This window comes from Streptomyces sp. NPDC005195 (genome assembly GCF_040608315.1).
GTDB lineage: Bacteria > Actinomycetota > Actinomycetes > Streptomycetales > Streptomycetaceae > Streptomyces > Streptomyces kaempferi.
Genome location: NZ_JBEXHZ010000008.1, coordinates 166852 through 192492, shown reverse-complemented (window position 1 = coordinate 192492; position 25641 = coordinate 166852). Strand labels below are relative to the sequence as shown.

Here is a 25641-nt window from a genome sequence, read left to right as displayed (position 1 = left end):
CACGCCAGGGGAATACCCACCCAACATGATTGGGAAGCCGACGGAGGTAGGCTCAAAGTGTTCAACACCCGTCAGAGCTGGCCCGATTCCCCAGTCTCCGGATCGCTCGACGCAGGAAACGGCAGGAGAAATGACCGTGCAGCAGGAGGCCGGAGCAGCCGGCGAGGCGCTCGAGGTATGGATCGACCAGGATCTCTGTACCGGAGACGGGATCTGCGTCCAGTACGCGCCAGAGGTCTTCGAGCTGGACATCGACGGCCTGGCCTACGTCAAGGGAGCCGACGACGAGCTCCTGCAGGCCCCGGGCGCCACAACGCCCGTACCGCTGACGCTTCTGCGTGACGTGACCGACTCGGCCAAGGAGTGCCCGGGCGACTGCATCCACGTACGTCGGGTTTCGGACAGGGTCGAGGTCTACGGACCCGACGTGGAGTGATCCGGAAGCCACTCCACGTGACGGATTGTCTCTTTCATCACATTTTTCTCATATGCTCGACGCCTCGGAAGGCGTCGAGCGGATGAACGCTCCGTTCTTCCACTGCCACTTGGCCCGGTCCTTCACATCCGGGCAGCAACTCGGCACGTCGGCCGACGAGTAGCCGAGCAGGGTCGCGGTGACGGCGCCGTCACGTACGGCGAAGCCCGTGACGCTCAGCCGGTCCTTGGGGTCGACCAGGGTGGCGACGATCCGGGGCTTCTTCGCCGCCCCGCCCTGGGTGAGGACGTAGACACCGTTGGGCGGGGTGCCGGAGCCCGCGTCGCAGCGGACCACGGCGACCGTCTCCGGGCTGCCGTCGCCGTCGAGGTCTCCCGAAGCCTTCTTCTGCACGACGACCTCGGCGGGCCCGCAATCGACCGGGAAGGTGACGGCCGCGGGGTCCGGGGGCGCGATCGCGGCCGGAGCGGCCTTCGCCCCTGGGCCGGGCTGGGCCGCCGTGGCCGATCCGGGCTGGACGACCGAGGAGAGGGCGACGACTCCGGCCAGGGCTGTGGCCGTCGCCAGCCAGTGGATGGGACGGGTGTGCGTGTGTGCCAGTTCCGGGACGACGGATTGCTGCACTGGGAGCGTCTCCTGGGAGGGCTGTGCCGGTGTGGGGGTGGGGTGGCCAGCATGGTGCCACACGTCACAGTCGGGCGGAACGGCGGGGTCCGGACTTCTGGCGGCGCGTCAACGCAAACACGCCCCGCCCCAGTTGCGGAACGGCCTGTGGCCGGGTCCCCGGGTGTCTCCGGGAACTCGGCCACAGGGGTGGAACGTTGGGTACGCGCGCGGCGGGGACGCCGGCCGGGTCAGCGGGGGGTGCCACCGTCGGCGTTGGGACCGGTGTAGTCCTCGCCGTAGGCGCCCTTGGAGGGGCGGCGCCGGCGCATGGGCGGCTCGACTCCGTCCGCGAGGCGGCGGGCGGTGAGCAGGAAGCCGGTGTGACCGATCATCCGGTGGTCCGGACGGACGGCGAGGCCCTCGACGTGCCAGTTGCGGATCATCGACTCCCAGGCGGTCGGCTCGTTGAAGGAGCCGATCTCGCGGATGGACTCGACGGTCCGCGCGAGCTGAGTGGTCGTCGCCACGTAGCAGCACAGGATGCCGCCGGGGACGAGCGCCTTGGAGACGGCCTCCAGACACTCCCAGGGGGCGAGCATGTCGAGGATGACGCGGTCGACCTCGGTGTCGCTCAGGTTGTCCTGGAGGTCGCCCACGGTGAGCTGCCAGGCGGGGTGCGGGCCGCCGAAGTAGCGCTCCACGTTCTGCTGGGCGATCTCCGCGAAGTCCTCGCGGCGCTCGTAGGAGTGCAGCATGCCCTGGTCGCCGATGGCGCGCAGCAGGAAGCTGCTGAGCGAGCCGGAGCCGACGCCCGCCTCCACGACGCGTGCGCCGGGGAAGATGTCCGCGAAGGCCAGGATCTGCCCCGCGTCCTTGGGGTAGACCACGGCGGCGCCGCGGGGCATGGACAGGACGTAGTCGGGGAGCAGGGGGCGCAGCGCGAGATAGGCGACGTTCCCCGTGGTGCGGACAACGCTGCCCTCGGGAGCACCGATCAGCTCGTCGTGCGGGAAGGAACCCTTGTGGGTGTGGAAGTTCTTCCCGGCCTCGAGCGTGAACGTGTAGTGGCGGCCCTTGGGGTCGGTCAGCTGAACCTGGTCCCCGACCTTGAAGGGCCCGCGCCTGCGGGCGGCACCGGTCGGTTCGGACATGTGAACAGCCTACCGGTCCCCGCGCGGGGCGCCGACCATGGCCGATGCGGGCCGCCGCCGTGGGTGGTGCGCGGCCGACGGCGCCCCCGCGGCGAAGCCGTGCCCGTCACGGCCCCGCGCCCCCCACGGATGGTTCAGGAGGGCCTGGCCATCGCCTTGACGAAGGCGCGCTCGACGTCCGCCGCCGAGAGGACTCCGTAGATCTCACCCGAGTCCTCCACCACCAGGTACTCGGTCGCGGGGGTCGCGCGCAGGACGTCGAGGAGTGGCTCTCCCGCGAGTTCGGCGGAGACGCGCATGCCGTCGGTGATGTCCTGGGCGAGGCCGCTGACGGCCACCCAGGGGCGGCGGTGTTCCGGTACGCCGACGATGGCGGCCTCGCGCACCAGGGAGAGGGGCTCGCCGTGGGCGTCGACGACGACCAGGGCGCGGGCGCCCGCGTCGTTGGCCCGGCGCAGGGCCTCGGAGAGAGGGGTGCTGGTCTCGACCGGGACCGCTCGCCGGGTGAGCGAGCGGGCCCGCAGTTCGGGCAGGTGTTCGCGCAGACGGGCCATGCGGAGGCTGTTGCCGGCGCCGGTCCAGATGATGGCGGCGAGGATCGCGGCCAGCAGGGCGTCGGTGACCGTGTCCATGCCGCCGATGTTGTCCTGGGTTTCGCCGAGCGCTCCGGACTGGGTGAGCAGGGGCAGGCCGATCAGGACGGAGACGGCGAGCGCGCGGCCGACCCAGGCCGCCGCGATGGTGCCGCTCATCGGCCTGCCGGTGATCTTCCAGACGACTGCGCGAAGCATCCGCCCGCCGTCCAGGGGAAGACCGGGGAGCAGGTTGAAGGCGGCCACGATCAGGTTGGAGATCATCAGGCCCGCCAGCAGGACACCGGGGACCGTGCCGGGCTCGACGGCGAACAGGGCGAGGTAGAAGAGGCCGGAGAGGACCAGCGAGAGCAGCGGTCCGACGAAGGACAGCACGAACTCGCGGCCCGGGGTCTCGGCCTCCTTCTCGATCTCGGACACCCCGCCGAAGAACTGCAGCTGGATCCGGCGCACCGGCAGCTTGAAGCGCAGGGCGGCGACCGTGTGGGCCAGCTCGTGGACCAGCACGGAGGCGTAGAAGGCGACCGCGAAGAAGAGAGAGACGAGGTAGCGCAGGGCGCCGAGTTCGGGCAGCACGCGGTCGAGCTGGCCGCCGAACACCCAGGTGATCAGCGCGGCGACGAGGAACCAGCTGGGCGCCACGTAGACAGGCACGCCGAACGGACGCCCCATCAGCAGTCCGCCGCCGGGCTCCCGGCCGCGTCGCGGGGGCTTCCGCCCGCGTCCACCGCCGGCGCCGTCCGTACCGATCCCGGTACCGGACTGGGCGAGGGTGCGGTGGTGTGCGGTGGTGTCCGTGCCGGTGGGCCCGTCGGGTTCGTGGGACGCCTGGGGCGGGGACACGGCCGCGGGGCCCGCCTCGCCGGCGGCGCCGTCGCCCGTTCCGGGGCCGGGTGCGGGGCCGGTGGGCGGCGTGGTCCCGTCCGACGTGTCACCGTCCGACGTGTCGCCGTCCGTCCCGGGTCGGTTCGCGGAGGTGTCGTGCGGCTCGGGCCGGCGGGTGGAGGCGTCCTGCGTCCCGGGCTCGTGGTCGGGGGTGCCCGGCACGGGTCCGTTCGTGGCTTGCGGGTGCGCGCGGGTCGGGTCGGGGGCGGGGGTGTTCGGGTCGGCGGGCGGCTGCCCCGTGGGGCGCTCGTGCCGGTCCGGTCCGGGGCGCGTGGCGTCCGCGGCCGGCCCGGCGGGGGCCTGGGACCCTTCGTGGCGCCCGGTCGCTTCGTCGGTGCCGGATCGCGGCTGCCCGCTCCCGCCGCTCTCGTCCACGATGTCCCCTCGTTCGAAGCGTCTCCCGCTCCCGATCGTGCGAAGCAGGGTCTGTGGTCGATGGTATGCGTCGGTCGCGACACGTTCCGCCCCGGCACCCCCTCTGTTTTCCGTGCCGTCGCACCAGTCTCTCGCGTGCACTCACTGTCAGTGGCGGGCCGTAAGGTCTTGGGACATGGAGACCAGCACCGAGGGCGCCGTCCCGCCCGAGCCGACCGCGGCCGTCACGGCCGTGCCGCCGGCGTCGCTGTCGCCCTCGCGCGCCAGCGACTTCATGCAGTGCCCGCTGCTCTACCGGTTCCGGGTGATCGACAAGCTCCCCGAGAAGCCGAGCGAGGCGGCCACCCGCGGCACGCTGGTGCACGCGGTGCTGGAGCGGCTCTTCGACTCCCCGGCGACGGAGCGGACGGCCCCGCGTGCCAAGTCCCTCATCCCCGGCCAGTGGGACCGGCTGCGCGAGACACGGCCCGAGGTCGTGGAGCTGTTCGCCGACGACCCCGAGGGCGAGCGGCTGGCGCGTTGGCTCGGCGAGGCGGAGCGGCTGGTGGAGCGCTGGTTCAGCCTGGAGGACCCGACCCGGCTCGAACCCGCCGAGCGTGAGCTGTTCATCGAGGCCCGGCTCGACTCCGGGCTGAAGCTGCGCGGCATCATCGACCGCGTCGACGTGGCGCCGACGGGCGACGTCAGGATCGTCGACTACAAGACGGGCAAGGCCCCCCGGCCCGAGTACGCCGAGGGCGCGCTGTTCCAGATGAAGTTCTACGCCCTGGTGGTGTGGCGGCTGAAGCAGGTGGTCCCGCGCCGTCTCCAGCTCGTCTATCTCGGCAGCGGCGACGTTGTGACGTACGACCCGGCGATCGCGGACCTGGAGCGGGTCGAGCGCAAGCTGCTCGCGCTGTGGGAGGCGATCCGGGAGGCCACCGAGACGGGTGACTGGCGGCCGCGCCCCACCAAACTCTGCGGCTGGTGCGACCACCAGGCGGTGTGTCCGGAATTCGGCGGTACTCCCCCGCCGTATCCACTCCCGGTCAGGGCGCCCGAGTCGGGCGGTACCGAGCAGGGCAGAATGGGCCCGGCCTAGCGAAGGAGACTTACGTGGCCATCCGCGTCCTACTGGTCGACGACCAGCCGCTGCTGCGCACCGGCTTCCGGATGATTCTGGAGGCCGAGCAGGACCTGGCGGTCGTCGGCGAGGCCGGTGACGGTCTCCAGGCACTGGATCAGGTGCGTGCCCTGCAGCCCGATGTGGTTCTGATGGACATCCGCATGCCGCGGATGGACGGGGTGGAGGCGACCCGGCAGATCACCGGCCCGGGGCGCGACGGCCCGGCCAAGGTGCTCGTCCTGACGACCTTCGACCTCGACGAGTACGTCGTGGAGGCGCTGCGGGCCGGTGCCAGTGGTTTCCTGCTGAAGGACGCTCCGGCCAACGAGCTGGTGCAGGCGATCCGGGTGGTCGCCGCGGGCGAGGCGATGCTCGCCCCGAGCATCACACGCCGGCTCCTGGACAAGTACGCGGGTCATCTGCCGTCCGGCGACGAGCCCGTGCCCGACACCCTGCACACCCTCACCGAGCGCGAGGTGGAGGTGCTGAAGCTGGTGGCGCGCGGCCTGTCGAACGCGGAGATCGCCGCCGACCTGTTCGTCAGCGAGACGACCGTCAAGACGCATGTGGGCCACGTCCTCACCAAGCTGGGTCTGCGCGACCGGGTGCAGGCCGCGGTGTACGCGTACGAGAGCGGGTTGGTGCGCCCCGGCGCGCAGTGACCTCACCACCGGCGGTGCGACCGTGGGCGCCTTCCCCCAGTACGTCCTGGGGGAAGGCGCCCACGGTCGTGTCCGGGCGCGCGCGTACGGGCGTGCTCAGTCCTTGCTGATCTCCCAGAACCGGAACACGGTCGAGGAGTCGAGGCAGTTCTCCAGGCCGTAGACGTTGTCCCGCACGACCGCGTACTGCTTGGCCTGCCAGAGGGGAATGACCGGGAGCTGCTCGGCCACGATGTCCTCGATCTTGCCGTACTCGGCATCGGTGGAGGAGCGGTTGCTCTGGGCGGCTGTCTTCGGGATGAGACGACCGGTGAGGGTGCTGTTGAGGTAGTTGTTCTGCAGCACGTTGCCCTTGCCGAAGAAGGGGGCCGTGAAGTTGTCGGGGTCCGGGTAGTCGGGCACCCAGCCCTTCACGTAGACGCCGTACTTGCCGCGGGCGACGTCCTTCTCGTACCGGTCGTAGGCGACAGACCTCACGGTCGCGTGGAACAGCCCGCTGGCGTTGAGCTGCTGGGCGATCGCCCTGAACTCCTGGTCGGTGGCGGGGCCGTAGCGCGACGGGGTCGACCAGAGCGTCAGGGCGACCTTGCCGGTGATGCCCTCGTCCTTGAGCGCCGCGGCGGCCTTGACCTTCGACGGGCGGCCACCGTAGGTGTCGGAGAACGCGGCGTGGTGGCCCGTGATCCCGGTCGGGATGATGGAGTAGAGCGGCGTCGCCGTGCCCTGGTAGACCTCGTTGACGAGGGCTTCGCGGTCGAGCAGATAGGCGATGGCCTTGCGCACGCCGAGCTTGCCGGCCACCGGGTCGTCCATGTTGAAGACCAGATGCTGTACCTCGGCGCTGCTGCCCTCGACGACGTTGACGCCCTGGCCGGTGGAGGTGTCGTTGGTGATGCCCGCGATACCGTCGGCGGCCAGACCCCGGTAGGCGACGTCGACCCGGTGGTCGAGCACCGCCGTCCGCAGGGCGTCCTGGTCGCCGTGGAAGAACCTCAGCGTGACACCGGAGTTCTTCACCCTGGCGGTGCCCCGGTAGCTGTCGTTGACCGAGAAGACGGCCTGGTCCTTGCCGAAGGAGTCCAGCTTGTACGGGCCCGAGCCGACCGCCCGCTGGTCCCGGCGCACCCCGTTCCCGGCGTACTGCCGGTGGTCCACGATCGAGCCGGCGCCGGAGGCTATCTTGCTCGGGAAGGTGGCGTCGGCGTACTTGAGCTTGAAGACGACCGTCCTGGCGTCCGGGGCCCGCACGGTGTCGAGCATGGGGAACATGACCGCGGGACCGGCGGGGTCCGCGATGTTCAGCATGCGGTCGAAGGAGAACTTGACGTCCTTCGAGGTGAGCGGGTCACCGTTGCTGAACTTCAGGCCGTCCCTGAGGGTGCAGGTGTAGACCGTGGTCCCGGTGCCCGAGAAGGAGCACTCCTTTGCGGCTTCGGGCGACGGCTCCGTGGCGCCGTTGGAGAAGCCCAGCAGGGACTGGAAGACGTTGTTGAACAACAGCCAGGAGCCGGAGTCGTACCCGGAGGCCGGGTCGGTGGCCGCGACGTCGTCGGACATCCCGATCACGACGGAGGAGCCGGTGCTCCCGGTGCCGCCCGTTTCCGAGCCGCAGCCTGAGAGCAGGCCGATGGCCAGCCCCGTCGCGACGGACAGGACTGGCCATTGGTTACGCATGTTCACGAGGAGGTGCCTTGTCATTGGTTCTCTGGAGCGCCGGTCCGGCGGACGCCGGTCCGGGGCGGCCGACGCCCCTGGAGGACCGGTCAGCCGCCCACGCCGCGACCGAGCTCCCACAGCTGGAGCGTCGAGGAGGAGTTGAGGGCCCATTCGGCACCCGTGATGTCGTCCCGCGCGGCGATGTACTGCTTACCCTGCCACAGCGGCAGGATCGGCACCTCATTGGCCACTATGTTCTGGATTTCCGTCAGGCTCTTCGACGCGGTGAGGCGGTCGGCCTCGCGACGCGAGTCCGGGATCAGCGTGCCGCGGATCCTGGAGTTCACGTACGGGGAGCCGAGGGTGTTGTCCTTGTCGAGGAAGGGCGCCAGGTAGTTGTCGGCGTCCGGGAAGTCGGGGAACCAGCCCATGCCGTAGACCTGGTAGGTGCCCTTCTGCTCGGCCGGGCGGAACGTCTCCCAGGGCGTGCCCTTGATGTCGACCTGGAACAGGCCGGTGGCGTTGAGCTGCGCCTTCAGCACCTCGAACTCCTGCTTGGTGGCCGTACCGTAGTGGTCGGTCGTGTAGTGCAGGGTGAACTTCACCGGCGTGCTGATGCCGGCCTTGGACAGCGTCGTGGTGGCCTTGGCCACACTCGGGTCGCCGTACTTGTTGAAGAACGAGTTCGAGTGGCCGGTGATGGTGGCCGGGACGAGCGAGTACAGCGGCTCGGCCTGGGAGCCGTACACCTTGGAGACGAGCTCGCCGCGGTTGATGACCTCGGCTATCGCCTGGCGGACGGCACTGCTCTTCACCGACGGGTCGTCGGTGTTGAAGCCGAGGTAGCGGATCTCGAGGCCGGGCATCTCGACGAGGTCGATGTTGCCGCCCGTGCCGGCGTTGCCGAGCTTCTGGATCTGGGCCGGCGTCATCGAGCGGGTCATCAGGTCGATGTCGCCCTTGTTCAGCGCGGCGCCCATGGCGTCGGCGCTGTCGAAGGACCGCATCTCGACCTTGCTGTTCTTCGGCTTCAACAGACCCTTGTAGTTCGGGTTCTTGGAGAAGACGACCTTGACCGCCGCGTCGTTCTTGACGTCGGCCTCAAGGGTGTACGGGCCGGAGCCGTCGACCTGGAAACCGTCGCGCAGCTTGTCCTTGGCGTAGTCCTTGGGGTTCACGATGCCGGCCACCGGGGTCGACAGCTTGAACGGGAAGGTCGCGTCCGCGCTCTTGAGGTGGAAGATCACCTCGCGGTCGCCCTGCGCCTCGACGGTATCGACGGTCGACAGCAGCGCGAACACACCGCTGTCGGCCTTGATCTTCATCGCGCGGTCGATCGAGAACTTCACGTCCTTGGCGGTGATCGGGTCACCGCTCGCGAACTTCAGGCCCTCGCGCAGCTTGCAGGCGTAGCGCTCGTTGCCGGAGTCCGTGAAACCGCAGCTCTCGGCGGCCTCGGGCTGGGGATCGCCGTCACCGCGGGGCTGGACCATCAGCGTCTGCACCGTCTGACGCAGGATGTTCCAGGTACCGACGTCGTACGCGTACGCCGGGTCGAGAGGAGCCGGGGCATCCTTCGACACGGTGAACCGGTCCGTGGTGCCGACGACGATCGCATCGCCGCTGTTGCCCCCGCTGTCGGAACCGCCACACGCGGCGAGCACCGGGGCGAGCAGACCCACAACGGCCGGCAGCACCAAAGTCTTGCGGTTCATGCTCGAGTTTCTCCAGAGCTGTCGTGTCCATGTACACGCCATACAGGGGTGGTGCGGGCGAGTCACGGGGGTTATGGCGAGGTTCTCGCGATGACATTAGTCCGCACCGCCAGGGCAGCCCGCAGAGACCGGAGTTGGGTTCTCATCACGCTACGAAACCGGGCGCGGACGCACCGATAACCCGACAGCGGAAGGATTCGTGCAGCGTTCCACCAATCGGGACACAAGGACGTCCCGATCACCCCCGAAAAGGGGACAACGGCACACGGCGAGCCCCCTGTCGACCCTCTGTCACGTGACGAACGTCACATGGTCAACTTGGCCCGGGCGAACCGGAATTCGGCCATCCGCCCACAGATCGAATTACCCGCGACGGCTCCGTTGCGCTTACCCCGGATACGCCACGGCAATCCGATCTCCCGGATACGCACGCTCGGTGAACGCCTAGCGCATTTCCGTCATCAGGCCGCGCAGAAAAGCCAGGTCGACCTCTTCCAGCGAGGTCACGACCGTGCGCCGGACCGCGGGCGCGATGGGCGCGATCGAGGGCACGGCAATCACCTGGCAACCCGCCGCCTCGGCCGCCGCGACGCCGGTGGCGGTGTCCTCGATGACCGCGCATCTGGCCGGATCCACGCCGAGACCGGCGGCGGCCAGCAGATACGGGTCGGGGAACGGCTTCGTCCGCTCCACCTCGTCGCCCGCGACGGTCAGCGTGAAGTAATGGGATCCGAGCGAGGCCAGGATCCGGTCGATGATGCGCCGGTGCGAGGCGGATACCAGCGCGGTGGGAATCTCGTGCGCGGCGAGCTCCGCGAGGAGCCGGGTCGCGCCCGGCATCAGCGGCAGGGTCACGCCGATTCGGCGCTCGAAGCCGTCGTTCAGCAGCACCGAGAGCTCGTCGAAGGTGATGTCGGCTCCGGTGGCCTCGATCAGGAAGTTGGCGCTGCGGGTCATGGGGCCGCCTACGACCACCTGGCGCCAGGAGTCGTCGAGGGCGTGCCCGAGGGTCCTGAAGATCTCGACCTCGACGTCCCACCAGAAACCCTCGGTGTCCACCAGGGTGCCGTCCATGTCGAGGAGTACGGCTTGCAGTGCGGAGCCTTCGGCCGTACGGGTACCGAGCGCGGGGACCGTGCTGGTCATCCTGGCGCACCTCCTTGGGGGACGATCAGGCCGGTCACCCTTCGGAGAGCAAGGGGCGACCGGCCTGCGGTGGACCGACCAGTGTACGTCTCCCGTGGCCAGAGTGCCTCTCGACACCCGCGCGACGCGTGGCGCGGCCCGGGGCCGGTCCCGCGGTCGCCGCCGGACGGAGGGCGCGAGGGGACCGTCAGGGGTGCACGACGGTGGGGCGTGAGGGCCTTCTGATCGGTCGTGTGCAGACGTCGTCATCCACACCGGACCCGGAAGGCCCTCACTCGTTCAAGGCCGCCAGCCGCGATCACTCTCACCGACCTCCGTGGACAGAACACCTAGCGCGCGTTGAAGTACTTCGCCTCCGGGTGGTGGATCACGATGGCGTCCGTGGACTGCTCGGGGTGCAGTTGGAACTCCTCGGAGAGGTGGACGCCGATGCGCTCGGGCTCGAGAAGTTCGGCGATCTTCGCGCGGTCCTCCAGGTCGGGGCAGGCGCCGTAGCCGAGGGAGAAGCGGGCGCCCCGGTACTTGAGGGCGAACATGTCCTCGACGGCCGCCGGGTCCTCTCCCGCGAAGCCGAGCTCCGAACGGACGCGGGCGTGCCAGTACTCGGCGAGCGCCTCCGCCAACTGCACGGACAGGCCGTGCAGTTCGAGGTAGTCGCGGTAGGAGTTGGACTCGAAGAGCTTGGCGGTCTCCTCGCCGATCCGGGAGCCGACGGTGACGACCTGGAGGCCGACGACATCCGTCTCGCCGGACTCCTCGGGCCGGAAGAAGTCGGCCAGACACAGCCGCCGTCCGCGGCGCTGGCGCGGGAAGGTGAACCGGGTGCGCTCGTTGCCCTGCTCGTCCAGCAGGATCAGGTCGTCGTCCTTGGACACGCACGGGAAGTACCCGTGGACGACGGCCGCTTCGAGCAGGTTGTCGGTCTGCAGCTTGTCCAGCAGCCCGCGCAGCCGTGGCCGGCCCTCCGTCTCGACGAGCTCCTCGTACGTCGGTCCCTCGCCCGTACGGGCCTGCTTGAGACCCCACTGGCCCTTGAACAGCGCGCCCTCGTCCAGCCAGGACGCGTACTCCTTGAGCTGGATGCCCTTGATGACCCGGGTGCCCCAGAACGGCGGAGTGGGCACGGGGTTGTCGACGGAGACGTCGGAGCGGACGTGTCCCTCCTCAGGGCGCTCCTCGACCACGGTCGGCGCGGCGGCTGCCCGCACCCGGCGCTGCTTCAGTTCGGGCAGCACGGCCCCGGGCACGCCTCGCTTGACCCCGATCAGCGCGTCCATCAGGCGCAGGCCCTCGAACGCGTCGCGGGCGTAGCGGACCTCGCCCTCGTAGATCTCGTACAGGTCCTGTTCGACGTAGGCCCTGGTCAGGGCCGCGCCGCCGAGGATGACCGGGTAGTCGGCGGACAGCCCGCGCTGGTTGAGCTCCTCCAGGTTCTCCTTCATGATCACCGTGGACTTGACCAGCAGGCCGGACATGCCGATCACGTCGGCGCGGTGCTCCTCGGCGGCGTCCAGGATCGCGGAGACCGGCTGCTTGATGCCGAGGTTGACGACGTTGTAGCCGTTGTTGGACAGGATGATGTCGACGAGGTTCTTGCCGATGTCGTGGACGTCTCCGCGCACGGTGGCCAGGACGATGGTGCCCTTGCCCTCGGCGTCCGACTTCTCCATGTGCGGTTCGAGGAAGGCCACCGCGGTCTTCATGACCTCGGCGGACTGGAGCACGAACGGCAGCTGCATCTGGCCGGAGCCGAACAGTTCACCGACCACTTTCATGCCGTCGAGCAGCGTCTCGTTGACGATGTCGAGGGCGGGGCGGTCCTCGAGGGCCTCGGCGAGGTCGTCCTCCAGGCCGTTCTTCTCGCCGTCGATGATGCGCCGCTTGAGCCGTTCGTCCAGGGGCAGCGCGGCGAGTTCCTCGGCCCTGCCCGCCTTCAGCGACTTGGTGGTGGCGCCCTCGAACAGCGCCATCAGCTTCTGCAGCGGGTCGTATCCCTCGGCGCGCCGGTCGTGGATGAGGTCGAGGGCGGTGGTGACCTGCTCGTCGTCGAAGCGCGCGATGGGCAGGATCTTGCTCGCGTGCACGATCGCGGAGTCGAGGCCCGCCTTGACGCACTCGTCGAGGAAGACCGAGTTGAGCAGGACGCGGGCCGCCGGATTGAGGCCGAAGGAGATGTTCGACAGGCCCAGCGTGGTCTGGACGTCGGGGCGGCGCCGCTTCAGCTCGCGGATCGCCTCGATCGTCGCGATCCCGTCCTTCCGGGACTCCTCCTGACCGGTGCAGATGGTGAAGGTCAGGGTGTCGATGAGGATGTCCGACTCGTGGATGCCCCAGTTCGCCGTCAGGTCCTCGATCAGCCGTTCGGCGATGGCGACCTTGGTCTCGACGGTGCGGGCCTGGCCCTCCTCGTCGATGGTCAGCGCGATCAGCGCGGCGCCGTGCTCCCGGGCGAGCTGGGTCACCTTCGCGAAACGCGACTCGGGGCCGTCGCCGTCCTCGTAGTTGACGGAGTTGATGACGGCCCGGCCGCCGAGCTTCTCCAGGCCCGCGCGGATGACCTCGACCTCGGTCGAGTCGAGGACGATGGGCAGCGTCGAGGCGGTGGCGAAACGTCCGGCGAGTTCCTCCATGTCCGCGACGCCGTCCCGGCCGACGTAGTCGACGCAGAGGTCGAGCATGTGGGCGCCCTCGCGGATCTGGTCGCGGACCATCTCCACGCAGTCGTCCCAGCGGGCCGCCAGCATCGCCTCGCGGAACTTCTTCGAACCGTTGGCGTTGGTGCGCTCGCCGATCGCCATGTACGCGGTGTCCTGGCGGAACGGCACGGTCTGGTACAGCGACGCGGCGCCGGGTTCGGGGCGCGGGTGGCGTTCGGTGGGTTCGACCCCCCGAACCCGCTCGACGAGCTGCCGCAGGTGCTCGGGCGTCGTACCGCAGCAGCCGCCGACCAGGGAGAGCCCGTAGTCGCGGACGAAGTTCTCCTGGGCGTCGGCCAGGCCCTCGGGGCCGAGCGGGAAGTGCGCGCCGTCCTTGGTCAGGACCGGCAGGCCGGCGTTCGGCATACAGAGCAGCGGGATGCGGGAGTGCCGGGTGAGGTAACGCAGGTGTTCGCTCATCTCGGCGGGGCCGGTCGAGCAGTTCAGGCCGATCATGTCGATGCCGAGCGGCTCCAGCGCGGTGAGCGCGGCGCCGATCTCGGAGCCCAGCAGCATGGTGCCGGTCGTCTCGAACGCCATCGAGCACAGCAGCGGGAGGTCGAGTCCGAGTGCCTCCATGGCGCGGCGGGCGCCCAGCAGGGAGGCCTTGGTCTGCAGCAGGTCCTGGGTGGTCTCGACGATCAGGGCGTCGGCGCCGCCGGCGATCAGTCCCTCGGCGTTGGCCTGGAAGCCGTCGCGCAGTGTGCCGTAGGCGACGTGGCCGAGGGTCGGCAGCTTGGTGCCGGGGCCGATGGAGCCGAGGACCCAGCGCCGGCGGCCGTCGCGGGAGGTGAAGTCGTCCGCGACCTCGCGGGCCAGCCGGGCTCCCGCCTCGGACAGTTCGAGGACACGGTCGGCGATGTCGTACTCGGCCATGGCCGAGTGGTTCGCCCCGAAGGTGTTCGTCTCGACGCAGTCGACGCCCACATCGAAATAGGCCTCGTGGACCGAACGGACGATGTCGGGCCGGGTGAGGTTCAGGATCTCGTTGCAGCCTTCGAGGTTCTCGAAGTCCTCCAGCGTCGGATCCTGCGCCTGCAGCATCGTGCCCATCGCGCCGTCGGCCACCACGACACGGCCGGCGAGGGCCTCGCGCAGTGCGGCGATACGGGTCCGGTTCTCGGCGAGCTCGGACGAAGGGGACGGGTTAGGCAACGAAGCCATGAAGGTGCTCCCTGGAGTGCGACGGCTGTCGGCTTTGCGCTTCCCATGGAAGGCGCACGCCGTCAGGGTAGCCCGGAGCACCACCGGAGGGTCGGCGGCGTCCAGAGGACGGACGCGCGTGGCGAAGGCGACCGGGGTGTTAAGACAGACGAGACATCTTGCGACCACGTATTAGCGAGAGCTCGTCAACGAACGGTAGTGTTCGACATTGCCGAACGGCGGCAGCGCAGGGGCCCGCCAACGGCCCAAGGGGAACGGAGGCAGCACGGCGATGGCACGGAACATCCAGTCGCTCGAACGGGCGGCGGCGATGCTGCGCCTGCTCGCGGGCGGCGAGCGACAGCTCGGCCTGTCCGACATCGCCTCGTCGCTGGGCCTGGCCAAAGGCACGGCCCACGGCATACTGCGCACCCTTCAGCAGGAGGGCTTCGTCGAGCAGGACACCGTCTCCGGGCGCTACCAGCTCGGCGCCGAACTGCTGCGTCTCGGGACCACTTATCTGGACGTGCACGAACTGCGGGCGCGGGCGCTGGTGTGGACCGACGACCTGGCCCGTTCCAGCGGCGAGAGTGTCTACCTGGGGGTCCTGCACCAACAGGGGGTGCTGATCGTGCACCACGTGTTCCGGCCCGACGACAGCCGCCAGGTGCTGGAGGTCGGGGCCATGCAGCCGCTGCACTCCACCGCGCTGGGCAAGGTCCTGTCGGCGTACGACCCGGTGGCGCACAGCGAGGTCCTGGAGGCCGAGCGCAACGAGTTCACCGCCCGGACGGTCAGCGCGCTGGAGCAGTTCGAGGGGGTCCTCGACCTGACCCGGGCGCGGGGGTACGCGGACGACGTCGAGGAGACCTGGACGGGCGTCGCCTCGGTCGCGGCCCCGATCCACAACCGGCGGCGCATGCCGGTCGGCGCGGTGGGCATCACCGGGGCCGTGGAGCGGGTCTGCAAGGACGGGGAGCTGCGCCCCGAGCTGATCGCGGCGGTGCGCGACTGCGCCCGCGCGGTGTCACGGGACCTGGGGGCCGGGCGGTTCTGACGCCCGCCGGCGGCCGCGCGCGGGCGGTTGCGCGCGGGCGGTCGCGGTTCGTGTCCCGGTGCGGCTCCCGCGCGCGGCGGTCCGCGGCCTTGCGCGGCCTCCCGCGCGATCCACCAGCCATCGGGGCCGGTACGTCACCGACGTACCGGCCTTTCGCATGATCGCGCGCGTCTCCGCGTCTCGGCGTCTCCGCGTCTCGGCGTCTCCGCGTCTCGGCGTCTCGGCGTCTCCGCGTCTCGGCGTCTCGGCGTCTCCGCGCGCCGCGCCCGGCACCCCCGCGCGACAGGCCCCCGCACCCCCGCGGAACGTTCCCGTACCCCCTCGCGACCTGCCCGTCGCACACACGACGTACCCGCTCGCGTGCGATGCGCTCCCGCCGGAAGATCGATAGCTCACAGCAATCAATAACGATCGAGTTTTCGATAACGGAACCCTTGACGAGCTGCTAACAGCGGAGCAAGACTCCCGTCCATCGGTCGACATTGTCGAACACCTGACGACAAAAGCGTTAGGGTGTGGCAGTGCCAGCGGCCGTCATCGCCCTCACCCCCGAGGGCGCGAACCACCGGAGGGACCCGGGGTTCGGCTTCCTGGACGAAGGACAAAGGAGTCGCGGGTGTCCAGCTCCGACATCTTCATCGGCGAGACCATAGGTACCGCCATACTCATCCTGCTCGGTGGTGGCGTCTGCGCCGCCGTCACGCTGAAGGCCTCCAAGGCCCGTAACGCCGGCTGGCTCGCCATCGCCTTCGGGTGGGGTTTCGCGGTCCTCACGGCCGTCTACACCTCCGCGCCGCTGTCGGGCGCGCACCTGAACCCGGCCGTGACGCTGGCGCTCACCATCAAGGACGGCGGCTGGAACAACCTGCCGGTGTACTGGGGCGGCCAGTTGCTGGGCGCCATGATCGGTGCCACGCTGGTCTGGGTCGTGTACTACGGGCAGTTCCGCGTGCATCTGACCGACCCCGAGATCGTCGGCACGGCCGACGAGCGGGCGACCAAGTCGGTCGAGGCCGAGGAGTCGGCGGCCGGCCCGGTGCTCGGCATCTTCTCCACCGGCCCCGAGATCCGCAACGCGGTACAGAACCTCGCCACGGAGATCATCGGCACCGTGGTGCTGGTGCTCGCGGTCCTCACCCAGGGTCTGAACGACAAGGGCAACGGCCTCGGCCCCCTCGGCGCCCTGATCACCGCCCTCGTGGTCGTGTCGATCGGTCTCTCCCTCGGTGGCCCCACCGGCTACGCGATCAACCCGGCCCGTGACCTCGGTCCCCGCATCGTGCACGCCCTGCTCCCCCTCCCGAACAAGGGTGGCTCCGACTGGAGCTACGCCTGGGTCCCGGTCGTCGGTCCGCTGATCGGCGGCGCGATCGCCGCAGGCCTCTACAACGTCGCCTTCGCTTAGGAGCATCGCCGAAGCACCGCTCGGGAACACCGCCCAGGAGCACCGCCGAAGAGCCGAACACCTCGAGGCACGCCCGAAGCACCGCTTACCGCACCTCCAGAGCAGCGCGACGTAAACACGTAGACACAGCCCTTTCATTCGGAACCTTCAGGAGCACACCGTGACCGACGCACACACCGCCGGCCCCTTCATCGCCGCGATCGACCAGGGCACCACCTCGTCCCGCTGCATCGTCTTCGACCGCGACGGCCGCATCGTCTCCGTCGACCAGAAGGAGCACGAGCAGATCTTCCCGAAGCCGGGCTGGGTCGAGCACGACGCCACCGAGATCTGGACCAACGTCCAGGAAGTCGTCGCCGGGGCCATCGAGAAGGCCGGCATCACCCGCGACGACATCAAGGCGATCGGCATCACCAACCAGCGTGAGACCACGCTGCTGTGGGACAAGAACACCGGCGAGCCCGTCCACAACGCCATCGTCTGGCAGGACACCCGCACCGACGCGCTCTGCCGCGAGCTCGGCCGCAACGTCGGCCAGGACCGCTTCCGCCGCGAGACCGGCCTGCCGCTGGCGTCGTACTTCGCCGGCCCCAAGGCCCGCTGGCTGCTCGACAACGTCGAGGGCCTGCGCGAGCGCGCCGAGGCCGGAGACATCCTCTTCGGCACGATGGACACCTGGGTCATCTGGAACCTGACGGGTGGTGTCGACGGCGGCCGCCACGTGACCGACGTCACCAACGCCTCCCGCACCATGCTGATGAACCTGCACACCCTGGAGTGGGACGAGAAGATCGCCGAGTCCATCGGCGTCCCGCTGGCGATGCTCCCCGAGATCCGCTCCTCCGCCGAGGTCTACGGCGAGGTCACCGGAGGCCCGCTCGGCGAGCTGCTCGGCGGCATCCCGGTCGCCTCCGCGCTCGGCGACCAGCAGGCGGCCCTGTTCGGCCAGACCTGCTTCTCCGAGGGCGAGGCCAAGTCCACGTACGGCACCGGCACGTTCATGCTGATGAACACCGGCGACAAGATCATCAACTCGTACTCGGGGCTGCTGACCACCGTCGGCTACCGCATCGGCGACCAGGCTCCGGTATACGCCCTCGAGGGCTCCATCGCCGTCACCGGTTCGCTGGTGCAGTGGATGCGCGACCAGATGGGCCTGATCAAGTCCGCCGCCGAGATCGAGACGCTCGCGTCGTCGGTCGAGGACAACGGCGGCGCCTACTTCGTACCGGCCTTCTCCGGCCTGTTCGCCCCGTACTGGCGTTCCGACGCCCGCGGTGTGATCGCCGGCCTGACCCGGTACGTCACCAAGGCGCACATCGCGCGCGCCGTCCTGGAGGCCACCGCCTGGCAGACCCGCGAGATCACCGACGCCATGACGAAGGACTCCGGCGTCGAGCTCACGGCGCTCAAGGTCGACGGCGGCATGACGTCCAACAACCTGCTGATGCAGACCCTCGCCAACTTCCTGGACGCCCCCGTGGTGCGCCCGATGGTCGCCGAGACCACCTGCCTCGGCGCCGCCTACGCCGCCGGCCTCGCCGTCGGCTTCTGGACCAACACCGAGGACCTGCGCGCCAACTGGCGCCGGGCCGCGGAGTGGACCCCCAACATGGACGCGGACATCCGCGACCGTGAGTACAAGAGCTGGCTCAAGGCCGTCGAGCGGACCATGGGCTGGATCGAAGACGAGAACTGACGAGGAGTAAGAACCCGCAATGACCAGCCAGTCCACCCTGCAGTCCGTGCCTGCCCTCGGTACGCACCCGGCGTCCGGCTCCCACCCGAGCCGCGCCGAGACCCGGGAGCAACTCTCCAAGGCGACGTACGACCTTCTCGTGATCGGCGGCGGCATCCTGGGCATCTCCACCGCCTGGCACGCCGCGCAGTCCGGTCTGCGGGTGGCTCTGGTCGACGCCGGCGACTTCGCCGGCGCCACCTCCTCCGCCTCCTCCAAGCTTCTCCACGGCGGTCTGCGCTACCTGCAGACCGGCGCGGTGAAGCTGGTGGCGGAGAACCACTTCGAGCGCCGTGCGGTCTCCCGCCAGGTGGCCCCCCACCTGGCGAACCCGCTCACGTTCTACCTCCCCGTGTACAAGGGCGGGCCGCACGGCGCGGCGAAGCTCGGAGCCGGTGTGTTCGCGTACTCGGCGCTCTCCGGGTTCGGCGACGGCGTGGGGCATCTGCTGAGCCCCTCGAAGGCGGCACAGGACGTGCCGGAGCTGCGCATCGACAACCTGAAGGCCGTCGCGGTGTACGGCGACGACCAGATGAACGACTCGCGGATGGCCCTGATGACCGTCCGCGCGGCCGTCGAGTCGGGCGCGGTCGTCCTCAACCACGCCGAGGTGACCGGTCTGCGCTTCACCCGGGGCCGGGTCACGGGAGCGGAGCTGAAGGACCGCACGGACGGTGCCGAGTTCGGTGTCGACGCGCGCCTCGTCCTCAACGCCACCGGCCCCTGGGTCGACCACCTGCGCCGGATGGAGGACGCGAACGCCGCGCCGTCCATCCGTCTGTCCAAGGGCGCGCACCTGGTCCTCAAGCGCACCTCCCCCTGGAAGGCCGCGCTCGCGACCCCGATCGACAAGTACCGCATCACCTTCGCCCTCCCCTGGGAGGACATGCTGCTGCTCGGTACCACCGACGAGGAGTACGAGGGGGACCCGGGCGAGGTCGCGGTCAACGAGAAGGACATAGCCCAGATCCTCGACGAGGCCGCGTTCTCCATCCGCGACCAGCAGCTCTCCCGCGATCTGATCACGTACTCGTTCGCCGGTCTGCGGGTGCTGCCCGGCGGTCCCGGCGACACCTCGAAGGCGAAGCGCGAGACGGTCGTCACCGAGGGCCGTGGCGGCATGCTCTCGGTCGCGGGCGGCAAGTGGACCACGTTCCGGCACATCGGCCGTACGGTGATGAAGAAGCTGGAGTCTCTGCCTGGTCACCCGCTGGGCGAGGACTTCGAGCCGGTCTCCGCACTGCCGAAGAAGCTGCCGCTGCCCGGTGTCGCCAACCCGCGCGCGGTCGCCCACCGGCTGCTCGTCGACGGCCCGGCACCCGGCCCGCGCATGGGCGCCGACACCGCCAGGCACCTCGCGACGCACTACGGCTCGCTGGCCTTCGACATCGCGCGCCTGGCGAACGAGGACGCGGCGCTCGGCGAGCGCGTCCACCCGGACGCCCCCGAGATCTGGGCGCAGGTCGTGTGGGCCCGGGACCACGAGTGGGCCGAGACGGCGGACGACGTGCTGCGCCGCCGTACGACGCTGACGATCCGCGGTCTCGCCACGGACGAGGTCCGCGCCAAGGTGCAGGACCTGCTCGACAAGAAGTAGACCGGACGCGGCGGTCCCGCACACCGCGGCAGCGGCTCGAGAAATGGTTCGACCCGTACGGAAGGGGCGGCTCCCACGGGGGGAGCCGCCCCTTCCGCACGCCACAGGCACGGCGTGCCCACGCCACGCCTCTGTGCGCCTCGTCACGGGTGAACCTCCGTCAGCCCTCGTGCGCCCCCGCCTCGTTCACCGGCACAGGGGGTCACGCCGATGCCCTCGGGGCCGACGATCCGGGGGCGCGCGCCCGATCCGGCCAGGGATTCCGTGTCCGGACAACCCGCTGACCCCACATAATGGCCTGAGACATCGGAGGTCTGAGAGACATCCGGAACGACAGGGGGGTCCGTCATGGCAGTCACCGATGAGGCGATCGAGAAGATCAAGGGCATGATCGTCTCCGGCACGCTGCGCCCCGGCGACCGGCTTCCCAAGGAGAGCGAGCTCGCCGCGGATCTCGGGCTCTCCCGCAACTCCCTGCGGGAGGCGGTGCGCGCGCTCTCCCTGATCCGCATCCTGGACGTGCGCCAGGGCGACGGCACGTACGTGACCAGTCTGGATCCCCAGCTCCTCCTGGAGGCGCTGAGTTTCGTCGTCGACTTCCACCGTGACGACACGGTGCTGGAATTCCTCGCGGTGCGCCGCATCCTGGAGCCCGCGGCGACCGCGATGGCCGCGTCCAGGATCAGCGAGCAGCGGCTGGACGCGCTGACCTCCCAGCTGGACGCGCTCGGCACCGCGCCCTCGGTGGAGGAACTCGTCGCCTGCGACCTGGAGTTCCACCGGGGAATCGTGCAGTCCTCCGGGAACTCGGTCCTGTGTTCCCTGCTGGACGGCCTCTCCGGGCCCACCACCCGGGCGAGGGTCTGGCGCGGTCTGACCCAGGAGGACGCGGTCAGCCGCACCCTCCACGAGCACCGGGCCATCCTGACCGCGCTGCGCGACCGTGACGCGGAGGCGGCGCGCTCCTGGGCGACGGTGCACATCGCGAGCGTGGAGCAGTGGCTGCGCAGCACGCTCTGACCGGCCGCCGCACGGAGTCCGCCGCCGGACCGGCCGACGGTGCAGGCGTAGTCCCGCCGGTCCCTTCCCGCAGGCCGTGGGCCCCCGGCGCCGCCTTCCCGCAGGCCCCGGGCGTCCCTTCCCGCAGGTCCGGGGCGTACGGTTCCGGCAGCCGGCGGGCAGCGTCCGGGCGTCGTCCACACCTCTCCCCCGGTCATCGGACGTATCACCCGTCCCCGGAGCGACGCCCCAGGTCGCCCGCGAAGTTGGCCGAGGACAGCTCGGATGACTGGAGGGTGTTCCAGGGGGAGGAACGGGGCAGTGATCCGTTCACTCCCCTGTGCAAGGGGGCTGCGGAGGCACCCTCGGCACGCCGTAAGGTTGGGACGTACGCGAGAGCACGTCGGAAGGAGGCGCTGGGTGATCGAGCTGGAGGGGGTTCCCGAGCTGATCGACCCAGTCATGGTGGCCGCGTTCGAAGGCTGGAACGATGCCGGCGACGCCGCCTCCACCGCGGTCGCGCACCTGGACAGGGAGTGGAAGGGCGAGGTCTTCGCGGCACTCGACGCCGAGGACTACTACGACTTCCAGGTGAACCGCCCCACCGTGTGGCTGGACGGCGGCGTACGCAAGATCACCTGGCCGACCACGCGTCTGTCGGTGGTCCGGGTCGGCGGCGAGAAGCCGCGCGATCTCGTGCTGGTCAGGGGCATCGAGCCGTCGATGCGGTGGCGCTCGTTCTGCAACGAGCTGCTCGGCTTCGCGCACGAGCTGGGTGTGGAGCTGGTGGTGATCCTGGGCGCGCTGCTCGGCGACACCCCGCACACCCGTCCGGTGCCGGTCAGCGGGGTCACCTCGGATTCCGACCTGGCCCGCACGATGGACCTGGAGGAGACCAAGTACGAGGGGCCCACGGGCATCGTCGGCATCCTCCAGGAGGCGTGCACGCACGCGGGCGTACCGGCGGTGTCGCTGTGGGCGGCCGTGCCGCACTACGTCTCGCAGCCGCCGAACCCGAAGGCGACGCTGGCCCTCCTCAACCGTCTGGAGGACCTGATCGACCTGCGGATTCCGCTGGGCGAGCTGCCTGAGGACGCGCGGGCCTGGCAGCTGGGTGTCGACCAGCTGGCCGCCGAGGACAGCGAGGTCGCCGAGTACGTGCAGACACTGGAGGAGGCCCGGGACACCGCCGAGCTGCCGGAGGCGTCGGGCGAGGCCATCGCCCGCGAGTTCGAGCGGTATCTGCGACGACGGGACGGCGGGGGTCCGGCGGGCCCCGCTCCCGGCGGCCACGCCACGGCCGACGGCAGCGACAGCGCGTCCTATCTGCGGGACAACCCGGGCTCGCGCCCGAAGCCGCCCAGGTCCCCGAAACCGGACATCGAGACGGACACCGAGACCGGCAGCGGCAGCAGCGCCGAGGACGAGGACCCGTCGGAGGACTGAGCGGGCGGTTCGGACGGGCGGGGCGGTGCGCACACGGCGCGCCGCCCCGCCGCGCGTCCTGCACCGCGTCAAGAAGGGGTGCGACGCCCCGCATGGCATGCGGGTCCGGGTCCGGTCCGGGTCGCGCAGTGGCGGTCACGCCGTACGACGCCAACTTCCCCTGCCCGCACACCCCATGACGCGCGCCCCGCAGCCCTGCGCGGTCTGGGCGGACATCAGGGCGCCGGACGGCATACCACCGTCCGGCGCATTTCACATGCGGAGCCGACGGGCTACAGGGCAACACCCAGCAGGGCGTCCACGGCGCGCGAGACCACACCGGGGGCGCCCTCGTCCGTGCCGCCCCGCTCGTGCTGGAGCGCCGCCCAGCGGTCGACCGCGGCGAGCGCGGCCGGCGCGTCCAGGTCGTTCGCCAGGGCGTCGCGGATCTCCTCGACGACCGCCTCGGCGGACGGGCCGTCGGGCCGGGACACGGCGGCGCGCCAGTTGCCCAGGCGGGCGACCGCGTCCGCGAGGACCGCGTCCGTCCACTCCCAGTCGGTGCGGTAGTGGTGGGCGAGGAGCGCGAGCCGGATGGCGGCCGGGTCGACCCCGTCGCGCCGGAGGCCGGACACGAAGACGAGATTGCCCTTCGACTTCGACATCTTCTCGCCGTGCAGTCCGACCATCCCGGCGTGGACGTACGCCTTGGCCATCGGGAACTCGCCGGTGAGCACCTGGGCGTGCGAGGCGCCCATCTCGTGGTGCGGGAAGGCCAGGTCGGAGCCCCCGCCCTGGACGTCGAAGCCCATCCCCAGGTGGTCCAGGGCGATGGCCACGCACTCGATGTGCCAGCCGGGACGGCCGCGCCCGAGCGAGCCCCCGTCCCAGCTGGGCTCACCCTCCCTCGCGGTCATCCAGAGCATCGGGTCGAGCGGGTTCTTCTTGCCCGGACGGTCCGGGTCGCCACCCCGCTCGGCGGAGAGCAGACGCATCGCGGCGGCGTCCAGGCCGGACACGTTGCCGAAGTGGGGGTCGGACTCGACGGAGAAATACACATCCCCCTCGAGCTCGTACGCGGCCCCGGCGTCCCGCAGTCGCTCGACGAGCGGCACGATGCCGGGTATGGCCTCGACGGCGCCTATGTAGTGCCGCGGCGGAAGCATCCGCAGGGCGGTCATGTCCTCACGGAAGAGGGCGGTCTCCTGCTCGGCGAGTCCCACCCAGTCGACGCCGTCGCGCTCCGCCCGCTCCAGGAGCGGGTCGTCGACGTCGGTCACGTTCTGGACGTAGTGAACCTGCCGCTTGGTGTCGAGCCACACGCGCTGAACGAGGTCGAACGCGTTGTAGGTCGCCGCGTGACCCATGTGGGTCGCGTCGTACGGCGTGATGCCGCAGACGTAGATACGGGCGACGGGACCGGGGTCGAGGGTGACAAGACCGCCGGTCGCGGTGTCGTGGATCCGGAGGTCGCGGCCCTCGCCGGGCAGGGCGGGGACCTCAGAAGCGGGCCAGGCATGCATGTCATGAGCCTAACCGGAGGGAACTTCCGTATACGAACCGGACCAGGCCTGATGGCTCGGAAGGCCCTCTTGTGCGGGGCTTCTCACTGTGCATCGGCGCTCTTTCCGGCGGCCGCGGGAGCGACGGGGGCCGGGCCGGGCGCGGTCGACTTGGCCGCACGCCTGCGCAAACTCGGACATAGTACGCAAGGGGAGGTGCGGCGTCGCACCTATGGGCGCCACTGGCTCCAGGAGAGCGGCTCCGCGGCGCGTACCGGGCGGGCGCACCCACCCGGCGGCATCCTCGGCGTCGGGTTCCTCACATCGGCGGCCCCAGGGCCGGAGGTCGCCTCAGACCGGTGGCCAGGGAATCGCCGGCCACTCCCCGCTCGGTTCCGGATGTTTTCCCGAGGCGAGCATCGCCTCGACTCGATCGCGCGTGGCGTCGATCTCGGCGGTGGTGATGAGTTCGGCCAGCCGGGTGGCGAGCGGCGCGCCGGACGCCAGGCCGTTCCGCAGCGAGGCGAGGACGTCGACCGCTTCCGGGGTCAGCGCCTCCCCGGCCCAGCCCCACAGCAGCGTGCGCAGCTTGTTGTCCGCGTTGAAGGTGACCCCGTGGTCGATGCCGTACAGCCGCCCCTCACCGGTGGGCAGCAGATGGCCGCCCTTGCGGTCGGCGTTGTTGATCACGGCGTCGAGGACGGCGAGCCGGCGCAGGCGCGTGTCGTCGGCGTGCACGAGCAGCGCCGTGCGCCCCTCGCCCACCTCGGCGAAGCCGATGGCCTTCCAGCCCTCCGCGGGCTTCTCGTCGTCCACCAGGGCGAGCAGACCCGCCCCGTCGTCCTCGGGGGACGCCTCGACCCACAGCTGGCACATGCCCTCGCCATAAGGGCCGTCGCGCAGCACGGTGGTCGGCACCAGCCCCCACCCGGTCGCCTCGGAGACCTCGTACGCGGCGACCTCGCGCTGCGCCAGGGTGCCGTCCGGGAAGTCCCAGAGGGGGCGCTCCCCGGCGACCGGTTTGTAGACGCAGAACGCGTCACGGCCCTCGTACGAGACGGAGCAGTACAGCACCGCGTTCGAGGCCTCGCGGATCTGTCCGCGCACCTTCAGCTCGCCCTGGGCGAGCAGCTCGGCCGTGGTCACGCTCCGCGGCGGTATCCGTTCTGGCGCGGACATACGTGTCCTTCCGGGTCGAGCGGGAGGCTGCACAGCGGGCAGGGCGGCCGGCCCGCGTTGACGACGTCGAGGGCGCGCTTGGCGAAGGACCGGGCTTGCGCGCCGGTGAGCCGGACGCGGAGCATCGGCGGACCGTTCTCCTCGTCCTGGAGGAGCCGTTCCTCGGCCTCGGCCAGGTCCTCGTCGGAGTCGGCGTCGAGCTCCACGAGGGCCTGCGCCTCGACGATCATGCGCTGCTCGTCACCGTCCCAGGCCAGTGCCATGGTGCCGACCCGGAACTCCTCCTCGACCGGCGTGTCGAGGGGGGCGGTGTCGGACACCTCGGCCGCGGCGACGGCCGGGACCGGGGCGATGCCGCCGGTGCGCCGTACGACCTCGTCGAGGAGTTCGTCCATGCGTTCGGCGAGTGCGGCGACCTGGGTCTTCTCCAGCGCCACGCTGGTCACCCGGGGGCCCGAGGAGGCCTGCAGGAAGAAGGTACGGCGCCCGGGCAACCCGACCGTACCGGCCACGAAACGGTCCGGGGGGTCGTAGAGGAACACCTGACGGGACACGTCCTGTCTCCATTGG

Annotated in this window: 19 protein-coding genes; 9 read left to right on the top strand and 10 right to left on the bottom strand. The window is 70.3% G+C overall.

Annotated elements, in window-relative coordinates; genetic code table 11:
* Window positions 1-130: 130 nt before the first annotated feature.
* Entirely contained in the window at window positions 131-436 is a 306-nt protein-coding gene (locus ABZV34_RS12550) for a ferredoxin (protein ID WP_356274085.1), read from the top strand.
* Window positions 437-484: 48 nt separating this feature from the next.
* Here ABZV34_RS12550 and ABZV34_RS12545 read toward each other — a convergent pair whose 3' ends face one another.
* The 3 genes from ABZV34_RS12545 to ABZV34_RS12535 all read right to left on the bottom strand — a co-directional run bounded on the left by ABZV34_RS12545 (window position 485) and on the right by ABZV34_RS12535 (window position 4046).
* Window positions 485-1060: a hypothetical protein gene (locus ABZV34_RS12545; RefSeq protein WP_356274082.1), complete on the bottom strand. Its 576-nt coding sequence runs from the start codon at window positions 1058-1060 to the stop codon at window positions 485-487.
* Between the two features lie 230 nt (window positions 1061-1290).
* Window positions 1291-2193, bottom strand: coding sequence for a tRNA (adenine-N1)-methyltransferase (locus tag ABZV34_RS12540; RefSeq protein ID WP_356274079.1), 903 nt, complete (start codon window positions 2191-2193; stop codon window positions 1291-1293).
* Between the two features lie 134 nt (window positions 2194-2327).
* On the bottom strand, window positions 2328-4046 hold the full coding sequence (locus ABZV34_RS12535) for a site-2 protease family protein (RefSeq protein ID WP_356274076.1): 1719 nt from the start codon (window positions 4044-4046) through the stop codon (window positions 2328-2330).
* A gap of 175 nt (window positions 4047-4221) precedes the next feature.
* On the opposite strand from ABZV34_RS12535, the gene ABZV34_RS12530 reads away from it, so the two are divergent.
* Window positions 4222-5127, top strand: coding sequence for a PD-(D/E)XK nuclease family protein (locus tag ABZV34_RS12530; protein ID WP_356274073.1), 906 nt, complete (start codon window positions 4222-4224; stop codon window positions 5125-5127).
* A gap of 14 nt (window positions 5128-5141) precedes the next feature.
* Window positions 5142-5813 (top strand): response regulator transcription factor, encoded by a 672-nt coding sequence (locus tag ABZV34_RS12525; protein WP_010988071.1) that lies wholly within the window; start codon window positions 5142-5144, stop codon window positions 5811-5813.
* 96 nt (window positions 5814-5909) lie between these two features.
* Here the strand turns inward: ABZV34_RS12525 and ABZV34_RS12520 are convergent, their stop codons facing one another.
* From ABZV34_RS12520 to metH, 4 genes are all read right to left on the bottom strand, one after another.
* Window positions 5910-7493 (bottom strand): ABC transporter substrate-binding protein, encoded by a 1584-nt coding sequence (locus tag ABZV34_RS12520; protein WP_356274070.1) that lies wholly within the window; start codon window positions 7491-7493, stop codon window positions 5910-5912.
* Between the two features lie 83 nt (window positions 7494-7576).
* Window positions 7577-9184, bottom strand: a complete 1608-nt coding sequence (locus ABZV34_RS12515) for an ABC transporter substrate-binding protein (RefSeq protein ID WP_356274067.1) — start codon at window positions 9182-9184, stop codon at window positions 7577-7579.
* Window positions 9185-9628: 444 nt separating this feature from the next.
* Window positions 9629-10330 carry an HAD family phosphatase gene (locus ABZV34_RS12510; protein ID WP_356274064.1) on the bottom strand — a complete coding sequence of 234 codons (702 nt, stop codon included), beginning with the start codon at window positions 10328-10330 and terminating at the stop codon, window positions 9629-9631.
* Window positions 10331-10659: 329 nt separating this feature from the next.
* On the bottom strand, window positions 10660-14190 hold the full coding sequence (gene metH, locus ABZV34_RS12505; RefSeq protein WP_356274061.1) for a methionine synthase: 3531 nt from the start codon (window positions 14188-14190) through the stop codon (window positions 10660-10662).
* A 271-nt stretch (window positions 14191-14461) separates the two neighbouring features.
* Between metH and ABZV34_RS12500 the strand changes: the two genes are divergently transcribed.
* The 6 genes from ABZV34_RS12500 (at window position 14462) to ABZV34_RS12475 (ending at window position 22411) form a co-directional block, all read left to right on the top strand.
* Complete coding sequence (locus ABZV34_RS12500) at window positions 14462-15226, top strand: IclR family transcriptional regulator (protein ID WP_168527299.1); 765 nt, start codon at window positions 14462-14464, stop codon at window positions 15224-15226.
* Between the two features lie 616 nt (window positions 15227-15842).
* On the top strand, window positions 15843-16631 hold the full coding sequence (locus ABZV34_RS12495; protein ID WP_356274058.1) for an MIP/aquaporin family protein: 789 nt from the start codon (window positions 15843-15845) through the stop codon (window positions 16629-16631).
* Window positions 16632-16791: 160 nt separating this feature from the next.
* The gene (gene glpK, locus ABZV34_RS12490) at window positions 16792-18330 is read left to right on the top strand and encodes a glycerol kinase GlpK (protein WP_356274055.1); all 1539 of its coding nucleotides are present in this window, start codon (window positions 16792-16794) and stop codon (window positions 18328-18330) included.
* Between the two features lie 19 nt (window positions 18331-18349).
* Entirely contained in the window at window positions 18350-19966 is a 1617-nt protein-coding gene (locus tag ABZV34_RS12485; RefSeq protein ID WP_356274052.1) for a glycerol-3-phosphate dehydrogenase/oxidase, read from the top strand.
* 348 nt (window positions 19967-20314) lie between these two features.
* Window positions 20315-20986 (top strand): FadR/GntR family transcriptional regulator, encoded by a 672-nt coding sequence (locus ABZV34_RS12480; RefSeq protein WP_356274049.1) that lies wholly within the window; start codon window positions 20315-20317, stop codon window positions 20984-20986.
* Between the two features lie 399 nt (window positions 20987-21385).
* Entirely contained in the window at window positions 21386-22411 is a 1026-nt protein-coding gene (locus ABZV34_RS12475) for a PAC2 family protein (RefSeq protein WP_356274046.1), read from the top strand.
* Between the two features lie 272 nt (window positions 22412-22683).
* Here ABZV34_RS12475 and mshC read toward each other — a convergent pair whose 3' ends face one another.
* From mshC to ABZV34_RS12460, 3 genes are all read right to left on the bottom strand, one after another.
* Complete coding sequence (gene mshC, locus ABZV34_RS12470) at window positions 22684-23913, bottom strand: cysteine--1-D-myo-inosityl 2-amino-2-deoxy-alpha-D-glucopyranoside ligase (RefSeq protein WP_356274043.1); 1230 nt, start codon at window positions 23911-23913, stop codon at window positions 22684-22686.
* A gap of 330 nt (window positions 23914-24243) precedes the next feature.
* The gene (locus ABZV34_RS12465; RefSeq protein WP_356274040.1) at window positions 24244-25071 is read right to left on the bottom strand and encodes an SCO1664 family protein; all 828 of its coding nucleotides are present in this window, start codon (window positions 25069-25071) and stop codon (window positions 24244-24246) included.
* Window positions 25035-25625 (bottom strand): DUF3090 domain-containing protein, encoded by a 591-nt coding sequence (locus ABZV34_RS12460; protein WP_356274037.1) that lies wholly within the window; start codon window positions 25623-25625, stop codon window positions 25035-25037. Before ABZV34_RS12460 ends, ABZV34_RS12465 begins: the two co-directional genes overlap by 37 nt.
* Window positions 25626-25641: the final 16 nt, after the last annotated feature.